Below are 9,100 nucleotides of genomic sequence, written 5' to 3'. Positions count from 1 at the left end.
TACGGGCTTAAACAAAATAAATAATCAAATTGATCTCACCACCGGAACCTCTGGTTCCATTTTCCGGATTGGGTGGTCAACACCCACCGGACCCGGTGGTCTATTTGAAAAGAATATTCACTATAGTACACATCATAATATTAATGATGTTAAAGAAATGATACATTACAATGGACGGGATAATAGGAAACCAAATCCGTTCTTTCAATATTGCAATTTGGAAGATCGTAACGTTGGTGATGGAGAATCAATTACTCATGAATATATAAAAGAGATGATTTCAGAATTACATGAGCTCAATTTTATTGTAAATGATAAGGATATTAGAATCTTCGTAAAAGAGGCATATACAGAATACCGTATTGATACAGATAGTAATCAATATATTGTTGATATTTTTGTCGAATTTGAGAAATCTGAACCATTTTATTATTTTGAAAAATGGCTTGGAATTTTAGCAATAGAAATTTATGTAAGCCATAAGACTGAGTATCAGAAAAAGATTGATTTAAAGAAAATTGGAGTGCCAATTGCAGAAGTTTCAATACCTTCTTCTTGGGACTTAGAACAATACTATGGTGATGAGAATTTATTTAATAAAAAGATAAGTGAGATGAAGAAGATGTTTGAAAATAAAATATATGCTCAATTGATATCAGACCCAGAATCTGATTATTATAGAGTGAAAAAAGAAAATATATATCTAAAAGATGAAATAAAAAAATTGAAAATTAAACTTGAAGAAAAAGAGATTAATTCAACTAATGATAAAAAAACTCTTATGAGTCAAATTGATGGTTTAAAATCAGAGAAAATATTATTAAATCAAAAGATTGAGAATTCTAAAACAGAATTTGAATCTTTACGAAGTGAAAAAGAAAGTATTGAAAGTAAGTTAATTATTAATAAAATTAAAAGTATTTTCAAATGGAATAAATAAGTACTTCATCTAACACGACAATTACCGGAAATTCATCTGATGTCACAGCACTTGCGTGGCAAGCGCTCTGCCACTTTTGACCTAAGGGTCAAAAGGATGAACATCGGTAACTGCGGGAACGTTATGAGAAATTTAATAATTAAAGGAGAGCTTATGAACGACGAAATCATAAAACTTATAATTAAATCTGCTACAATAATATTTATATTAATAATATTTAAAAAACCTTTATCTCATATTCTGACAAAATTGATTAGCTTTACTTTTGAAAATGGCCCCAAAAAAGTTCAAGCGATATTTCAAGGGTCACAAATTCATGAAGAAAATAATTTTGAAGAACTCATAGAAGAGAGCACAGTTTATCAGGAAGAAACGTGGTTTGAATTGTTATTAGAAAAAAAATTTAGTGATTCTTTTAATAAAATATCCGAATACATTCAAACAATTGAAGATAGTTCTCAAAAAATTGAAACGGAAGCGATCAAAGGTTTTATATTATCAAAAATTGATTCTACAAAAATTAAAGGATATTTTGAAAATATGATTTTGAACCATCCAAATAACGCTGATATATATATTTGGTATGCAAAAAGTTTAATAGGCGTAGGCAGTGAAATAGAGATATCCAAAATTTTTGAGTCTGGACTAAGTGTGGCAAGCAATAAAAGACAAGTTGCTTTTTCATATTCAGAATTTTATCTTGAATTACATGAGATTGAGAAAGCAATAAAAATTCTTGAAGAGAAATTAGATGTTTCTTTTCAAAATTCTGAGTATTTTAATAAACTTGCACAATTATATAAATCAAAAAAGCAAATTGATAAAATGCTTGAAATATACTTAAATGCTTATAAATTAGGGAAACTTGAGTCAAGTCATATTGCTATATTTGCTAATGAGTTAAGTTTAAATAAACAATATTCTGAGGCAATTTACTTATATAAGACATTAATCAGATTAGACTATCTTGAAGCTACAATGACATGTTTGCTTGGAAATCAATATTTAATGTTAAACTTGGATGATTTAGCGTTAGAAGCATATAAGCGTGCACATAAACTTTCTGACAAAGAAGCATGGATTATTGCAAATATTGGGAATCTATATAATAACAAAGGTTTTTATTCCGAAGCAATAGAGTATTTAAAACTTGCAGTTAATATAGACAATAGTAGTGAATATAATTCTAATAGACTATCTAGTGCAATAAAAAATAGAGATGCTGAAAGAGAAAAAGAAAAAAATCTTTTGGATGAAGGTATTATGTATTTTAAATAATCATTAAACTTCTCATAACACGTCACTTACCGGAAATCATTCTGATGTCACATCCCTTGCGAGGCAAGGGATGCGACACTTTTGTCCTAAGGGTCAAAAGGAATGACTTCGGTAAGTGCGGGAACGTTATAGGAAAAATTTTGCGAAAAAAGAAAAAAACCGAGATTTACTCGATTTCGATTATTCCATATATGATATCAAATACTTCTTGCATTACATCGGCAGGCAGATGTTCAAAAAATTCGGCATTCCTAAAGTTAATGTCTAAGGCTTTAACCTGTTCACACATTATAAAACCAGAAGTTCTAGTTTTGGAATTTAGAGCTACATGCAACGGAAAATGTCTGTTTGTGTTTGTAATTGGGCAGACTAGAGCCATTCTAGTTAGTTTATTATATGTGAAATTACTAACAACAAGAGCCGGACGACGACCTTTTTGTTCATGCCCTGCTTGTGGATCAAAATCTAAATAGACTATATCTCCTTGGTTTGGAATATATGACATTACAGCACCTCTCTGCCGACAGATTCTCCAGTATCCCATTCGGAACATTGATAGTCACCGTCATAATTTTTAAGTCTCTCTTTTAGTGTTTTATGTCTTTTAGCTGGCTCTAAAATTATTTTTCCATCAACGACTTTAATGTCAATTTCTTCATCAGCTGAGAAATTTGCAGTATCAAGAATTGATTTAGGAATTCGTATTCCTTGGCTATTTCCCCATTTTTGGACTTTCGCTAACATATGGACTCCTTTCAAATTATATAATACTATTAGTATATACTATGTATATACCCAAAGCAATAGTTTATAATCTAAATAGGAATGAAATGCAAAATTCATCCTATAACACGACTATTACCTAAATCACTCTGATGTCACAGCCCTTGCGAGGCAAGTGCTGCGCCACTTTTTCCGCTAAGGCGTCAAAAGGAGTGACTTCGGTAATAGCGGGAACGTTATCGGAAAACCAGAACATAAAAAAATGTCTCCTTAAATTAAAGAGACAAAATTATAAAAGATTTAAAAAATCATCTAATGAAATATTTGCTTGTTCTAAAATACTTTTTAAAGTGCCTCTAGCAATTTCAGAATGAATTGGAATTATAACAACACGGACAGGGAATGATTGATTTTTATATTTGGCATGACTTCCTTTTTGGGAAACTTTTTGAAATCCTATTTTTTCTAAAGCTCGAATAATTTCCTTTGGAGTCAATATTGGATACTTTGAACCCATTAGATAGCAACCTCCAATGTAGTTATTAGTGTTTGATGATTTTCAATGATTGCATCATCATCTTCATAATATAATTGAACAGCTTCAGTTAAATTTGAAATGGCATCTTCAATAGTTTTTCCTTGTGAAGCTACATTATTTTCAACACATTTAGCAACGTACCAATCTTCTTCTTTTTGAATTATAGCTGTTATTTTAACTAACATAATATCACCTCTTTATATATGGTATCCCTATACACATTATATCATCAATGTATGAGAAAATGAAGATTATTGAAGAATGGTAATTAACATGATCTAGTTCAGAACTTCCGATAACACGTCAATTACCAGAAATTCATCTGATGTCATGGAAGATGCAGATGGATTTTTCAATGAGAAGCATGGAAGGAAATGACAAATAAGTGTCGAATTACATATAGAGCAGACGCATATTCCACGCCACTTTTCCCCTAAGGTTGAAAAGGATGAACATCGGTAATTGCGGGAACGTTATGGGAAAGAGCTAATAAGCAAACCGTTACATAAAATCCATAATATCATCACATGATTTGCATGCAAATTTACATGCAAATGTGATACAATAGTATTAGAAGAGGTGAAAATTATGATTGCAAAAAATTTAGATTTAAGAAATGCCCTTGACCATATTATATCAGTATCGGACTTAGGAAGAGGAAAAGCTTCAAAAGTTATTCAAGACGTGGAAAGAAACAAAGATCAATACATTGTTGTAAAAAATAATAGACCACAAGCAGTAATTTTATCAGTCGATGAGTATAATAATTTGATGGAAACACGTGAAGAATTGGAATTATTATTGATAGCAACAAAACGAATTAGTGAGAATAATCATGATGAATATACGAGTCTAAAAGTAGTTATGGAAGAAATTGGAATAACTGATTCTGAGATAGATGAACTTGTTGAAAGCGTGGATATTGAATAATGTGGGAAGTAAAATTTTGTGAAGAGGCGAAAAGAGATTTAAGAAAATTGGATAACAGTATTGCAAAGCAAGTTTTAGCGGGAATAAAAAAAGTGAGCCAAAATCCATTACCACAAAGTGAAGGTGGATATGGAAAACCGCTAGGAAGCCATAATGCAACTGAACTGACAGGATTTTTTAAAATTAAATATAGAGGAATAGGGATTAGAGTCGTATATACAATAGTAAGGCAGAAAAATGTAATGAACATAATTGTTGTTTCATTAAGAGCAGATGACGAAAGTTATAAAGAAGCAGAAAAAAGAAAACAAAAATATGGGAAAGAAGTTCATGAAGATATATTTTGATCGCTCCAACCCATAACACGTCGATTACCAAAATCACTCTGATGTCACAGCCCTTGCGAGGCAAGGACAGCGCCACTTTTGCCCTAAGGGTCAAAAGGAGTGACTTCGGTAATCGCGGGAACGTTAGAAGACATTAAGCAACTAATTGACAGAAAGGAAACTATATCAATGTTTGAAAAATGTATGATAACTGAGATAGAGAAATTTTACAAGGATAATAACATTTCATACAAAATAAATTCGAGTTTTAATGACAAAATCATTGACTACATAAATTTAAGGAAGAAGTGGATTTCACCAAAACGAAGGGAAATTTTAGTATCAAAAGAATTAAACAAAAAAATTAGAGAAAACTTAATTGATTTTCGTACAAAAGAAGCATTAGTTTATATACAAAATAAAATTAGAAAGGGGGAAAATATAAATGGACATCTTAGTAGAAGCATATACCGAAGTGATTTTTACGATGTACTTCTTTTGCAATGGGGTATTTTCCATGTTCACATAAATAAGAAAGAGGCAAAGAATTCTAGAGAAATGAAAAAAAATAGATCTGATGAGTTACTATTCATAATGATTGAAAACGATATAGTTTACTTGATTGATATTGAAAAACATGATAAAAAACATGTTTTCTCAATGTTCAGATTGCTACAAATAATATCGACTAATTGGATTGAACTAATTAAAAAATATGAGTTGAAAGATTGTATAGCAGGAACTATGAAACCACTAATCACATGTGACAAGGATATAGAAATGATGTGGAAAGCTAAAATTAACATTGGATTTGAAATAAATGGGAAGACATACTTACTATGGGACAAAGGAGTTAATAGTGCCGGGTCTGGAATGATAGATACTTTTCAGATTAAACAAAATTAAAAAAAATCTTAAAGAAATAGTCCCTAAGCCACCAATATATGTTCAAAACATCAAGTTTAAACTAGATGAGAATTATTATTCGAATAGAATTGGAGAATTGTCTTGGAAAGAAGGGGAACGGACCTTAAGTAGAGTCATATAGTATTTGCTTAACGATCTTCTAACACGACATTTTCCTACATTCCTTCCGATGACACGGTTCTTGCGAAGCAAGTACCGCGCCACTTTTTCCGCTAAGGCGTTAAAAGGAAGGTACGTCGGAAACTGCGGGAACGTTAGAAGAAAGTTTTCAATATACTTATAGATATTATCGGAAGTATTGTAGGTTGTACAAATTGTAGTTGATTTAGAAATTCTTTCAGTTTTATATTTAGGAAAATGAATCGGAAAAAAGTTGAATGAGGTGGGGCATAAAATTGGACTATATATCGAGTTTAAGAAAATACATTGGGACGCAGCCGATCATAATGTGTGGAGCTAATGTCATAATAATTAATGAAGAAAATGAAATTTTACTTCATCATAGGACTGACAGAGATTGGTGGGGACTTCCAGGTGGGGCGATGGAATTAGGCGAAAGTATGGAAGAAACAGCTCGTAGAGAAGTACTAGAAGAAATAAACATTGAGTGTCTTGAACTAGAACTTTTCAATGTATATTCAGGTGAACAGCTATATTATAAATATCCAGATGGGAATGAAGTTTATAATGTGACAGTGACCTATCTATGTAAATCCTATAAAGGCGAAATAAAAGTAGAGAAATCTGAGGGGCGGGATGCTAAATTTTATAAGATTGATGATATTCCAAAGAATATAAGTGAACCCGTATTGCCAATAATCAGTGAGTACATAAAAAAGAGCCAAAATGGAATATTGAAAACCATCTTATAACACGCCGATTACCTAAATCACTCTGATGACACAGCCCTTGCGAGGCAAGGACAGCGCCACTTTTCCTAAGGGAAAAGGAGTGACATCGGTAATCGCGGGAACGTTATATAAAATCTATTTTTAGGAGAAAATATGACTACTAAAGAATTAAAAGTACATTTGTACAAAATTGTATCCACTGAACTTAAGAGAAATAATATTAATAATGAGTACGTTTGTGAAAAGTTTTTTGAACATGTTTTTTTTGAAATTACGTATAAGTATTTTTTGGATAATGAAGAAACTTTCTCTTTGAGAAATCATACTCAAAATACTGTAGAGGAAAACCGGTATCGTGGAATAAATAAACTTTATAATAATACACGACAATATCAAGATACACATGCAATAAGTGCCGGTGGAGGTGGTTCTTTATATGCAGATCATAATATTAAATTAAACCATATGAATAATATTTCTGAAAAAGTTGAGGGACATAATATTAGCTCAATGGATTATAATCAATTATTGAAAAATGATAAATACTCATTATTTATTCAAATAAGAAAGAATAGATTGTTCAATAATCGTAAAGTGAAGAATGAGGAGCTTATAGAGTACTATAGTCAACTGGAGTTAATATATAACGATTTTGATTTATTGGAAAATAAGTTTGAAAGATGTATTGAGTATTATCAACTAGAATTACAATGCTGTTTAGAACGAATCTATAGGATTGGTGAGTTTTTATCAATTAATGAAGGGATAAATAATATTGAAAGTTACGTATTTTTACTTTTAGTATATTCAAACATATTTTATGGCCAGTTTAGATTCCTAAATTTATTTGAATACTATCTTAATAGAATTGAAGATAAGAATAGCTTAATTGAAATTGTATTTCTTCATAAGATAAGAAAGTCAATTATGGACAAAATTTTTAAACATTTTGTGGAAAACAATATGAAGTTAGAAATTGATACTAATCTAGAAGCTTGGAATTTATACCGAAGAGAGTCAATTGTAAATGATAAAATTTGGTATGGAGATAAAGATAAAATTAATTTAAAATTGTTTAGAAATATGAGAAAAATAAAAGAAAATCTTGATTTAGTTCCTTAATAAACATGAGAATAATTAGGTAATATAAATATGAAAGATCTTTCAAATAAATAATTTGGAGGGACATATGGATATTATCATGATGTTGATTGCAATGTTGAGTCTGATTGTACAAATCTACTCGTTGCAAAAGAAAAAATAGACTTCATATAACACGTTGATTTCCTACATTCTCCCCGATGTCACAGCGTCTGCGAGGCAAACGCTGCGCCACTTTTTTCGCTAAGGCGTAAAAGGGGAGAACGTCGGAAATCACGGGAACGTTATGCAAAAGAGGAAGAATTAATGAAAGTGTATAAGATTCATGAGAATGATATCAAGAGAGCAACTGAGAGAATTGTTAATAGAAAAATAGTATATCACCCGCAAATATCCCCAAATGGTAAACTTGATTTTACAAGTTATTATGGCAAAAATTATATTTGTATTTTTGATAGAAATATATATACAAACTTAATAGAATTATGCAAAAATGGTTATTTAAATAATAAAGAACTTCAAGTTGATATAGCTAGTTTGATGTTTTGGATGCAGTTCAATCGAATAAATGGAACTGGTGGATTAGCTTTACTAGAGTATTGTCACTCAAGTGGTAATAATACAAAATCAAATATTGAAAATTCAATATTTAAGAGTGCATTCAATAATTATGAACCAGATGACTGGATAAAACTTATAAATTTAGGAAATGTAAATCCATTAATTGTAAATGAGGATTCTCAAAGCAATTTCGAAATTGAACCTGACCATTATGTATTTCAATATTTAATGACTTTAAAAATGCAAAATATTGATCAACTTATGTTAAAAGGATATGAAAAATTTCTTGTTTATTTTAAATGGATGGAGGAAAATGTACTAATTTCTGGATTAACGTTAGTATATTCAGCTTTACTATTTTCAAATAAGATAAAACCTCTTATAAGAACCCAAACTGATAAGAAAAGTATAAAAAAAGCGTGTAAAAATCAAGCCTGGGATTTATGCTATTTATCATCTTGGAGTACCTTTTTCTGGAATGACTATAATGAAGAGGATATTTACTTGTTTTGTACTTTTGATAAAGGACTAAAGAGTATTATGGATCATTCTTTTATTGGACATAATCCAGAACTATTATTTAAAAATATATTTGGGGCAAAAAATGGTACTTATATAAAAAAACAATATGATTCAATATTAATGAAACATACAAAGAAAACACTTGATATGGATTTTATTAAACAACAGATCGAAATTGAAGAAGAACAACTTTAATATTCATCCTCCTTCGCATAACACGACATTTTCCTACATTCCTTCTGATGTCACAGCCCTTGCGAGGCAAGTGCTGCGCCACTTTTCCCGCTAAGGCGTTAAAAGGAAGGAACGTCGGAAACTGCGGGAACGTTATCCTGAAATGGGAACCGACATGGTGGAGAAATAAACTTTAATTATTGAAAAAACTTGATCAGAAACGGTATCT

At 30.6% G+C, this 9,100-nt stretch carries 12 protein-coding genes; 8 read left to right on the top strand and 4 right to left on the bottom strand.

Annotation, left to right across the window (positions count from 1 at the left end; translation table 11 throughout):
• Together ISU02_RS23495 and ISU02_RS23490 are read left to right on the top strand one after the other, a co-directional pair.
• Positions 1 to 940: hypothetical protein (locus ISU02_RS23495; RefSeq protein WP_207736526.1), on the top strand; the 940-nt coding region annotated here is incomplete at its 5' end.
• Positions 941 to 1,093: 153 nt separating this feature from the next.
• Positions 1,094 to 2,218, top strand: coding sequence for a tetratricopeptide repeat protein (locus ISU02_RS23490; RefSeq protein ID WP_194704306.1), 1,125 nt, complete (start codon positions 1,094 to 1,096; stop codon positions 2,216 to 2,218).
• 166 nt (positions 2,219 to 2,384) lie between these two features.
• Here the strand turns inward: ISU02_RS23490 and ISU02_RS23485 are convergent, their stop codons facing one another.
• The 4 genes from ISU02_RS23485 to ISU02_RS23470 form a co-directional block, all read right to left on the bottom strand.
• A complete protein-coding gene (locus ISU02_RS23485) occupies positions 2,385 to 2,723 on the bottom strand; it encodes a type II toxin-antitoxin system PemK/MazF family toxin (protein ID WP_194704305.1) in 339 nt (112 codons plus the stop codon).
• On the bottom strand, positions 2,723 to 2,962 hold the full coding sequence (locus ISU02_RS23480) for an AbrB/MazE/SpoVT family DNA-binding domain-containing protein (RefSeq protein ID WP_194704304.1): 240 nt from the start codon (positions 2,960 to 2,962) through the stop codon (positions 2,723 to 2,725). Before ISU02_RS23480 ends, ISU02_RS23485 begins: the two co-directional genes overlap by 1 nt.
• 268 nt (positions 2,963 to 3,230) lie before the next feature.
• A complete protein-coding gene (locus tag ISU02_RS23475) occupies positions 3,231 to 3,458 on the bottom strand; it encodes a type II toxin-antitoxin system HicA family toxin (RefSeq protein WP_194704303.1) in 228 nt (75 codons plus the stop codon).
• Positions 3,458 to 3,664, bottom strand: coding sequence for a type II toxin-antitoxin system HicB family antitoxin (locus tag ISU02_RS23470; RefSeq protein WP_194704302.1), 207 nt, complete (start codon positions 3,662 to 3,664; stop codon positions 3,458 to 3,460). The genes ISU02_RS23475 and ISU02_RS23470 overlap by 1 nt, the downstream gene beginning before the upstream one ends.
• A 403-nt stretch (positions 3,665 to 4,067) precedes the next feature.
• Between ISU02_RS23470 and ISU02_RS23465 the strand changes: the two genes are divergently transcribed.
• From ISU02_RS23465 to ISU02_RS23440, 6 genes are all read left to right on the top strand, one after another.
• A complete protein-coding gene (locus ISU02_RS23465; RefSeq protein WP_194704301.1) occupies positions 4,068 to 4,409 on the top strand; it encodes a type II toxin-antitoxin system Phd/YefM family antitoxin in 342 nt (113 codons plus the stop codon).
• A complete protein-coding gene (locus ISU02_RS23460) occupies positions 4,409 to 4,756 on the top strand; it encodes a type II toxin-antitoxin system RelE family toxin (RefSeq protein ID WP_194704300.1) in 348 nt (115 codons plus the stop codon). Before ISU02_RS23465 ends, ISU02_RS23460 begins: the two co-directional genes overlap by 1 nt.
• Before the next feature lie 99 nt (positions 4,757 to 4,855).
• Positions 4,856 to 5,641 (top strand): hypothetical protein, encoded by a 786-nt coding sequence (locus tag ISU02_RS23455; protein ID WP_207736525.1) that lies wholly within the window; start codon positions 4,856 to 4,858, stop codon positions 5,639 to 5,641.
• A gap of 416 nt (positions 5,642 to 6,057) precedes the next feature.
• Entirely contained in the window at positions 6,058 to 6,534 is a 477-nt protein-coding gene (locus ISU02_RS23450) for an NUDIX hydrolase (RefSeq protein ID WP_194704298.1), read from the top strand.
• A 132-nt stretch (positions 6,535 to 6,666) separates the two neighbouring features.
• A complete protein-coding gene (locus ISU02_RS23445) occupies positions 6,667 to 7,635 on the top strand; it encodes a hypothetical protein (protein WP_194704297.1) in 969 nt (322 codons plus the stop codon).
• Between the two features lie 285 nt (positions 7,636 to 7,920).
• Positions 7,921 to 8,892, top strand: coding sequence for a hypothetical protein (locus ISU02_RS23440; RefSeq protein ID WP_194704296.1), 972 nt, complete (start codon positions 7,921 to 7,923; stop codon positions 8,890 to 8,892).
• Positions 8,893 to 9,100: the final 208 nt, after the last annotated feature.

The sequence above is a fragment of the Fusibacter ferrireducens genome (genome assembly GCF_015352425.1).
GTDB lineage: Bacteria > Bacillota > Clostridia > Peptostreptococcales > Acidaminobacteraceae > Fusibacter_A > Fusibacter_A ferrireducens.
This window is presented reverse-complemented; position numbering and strand designations above follow the sequence as displayed.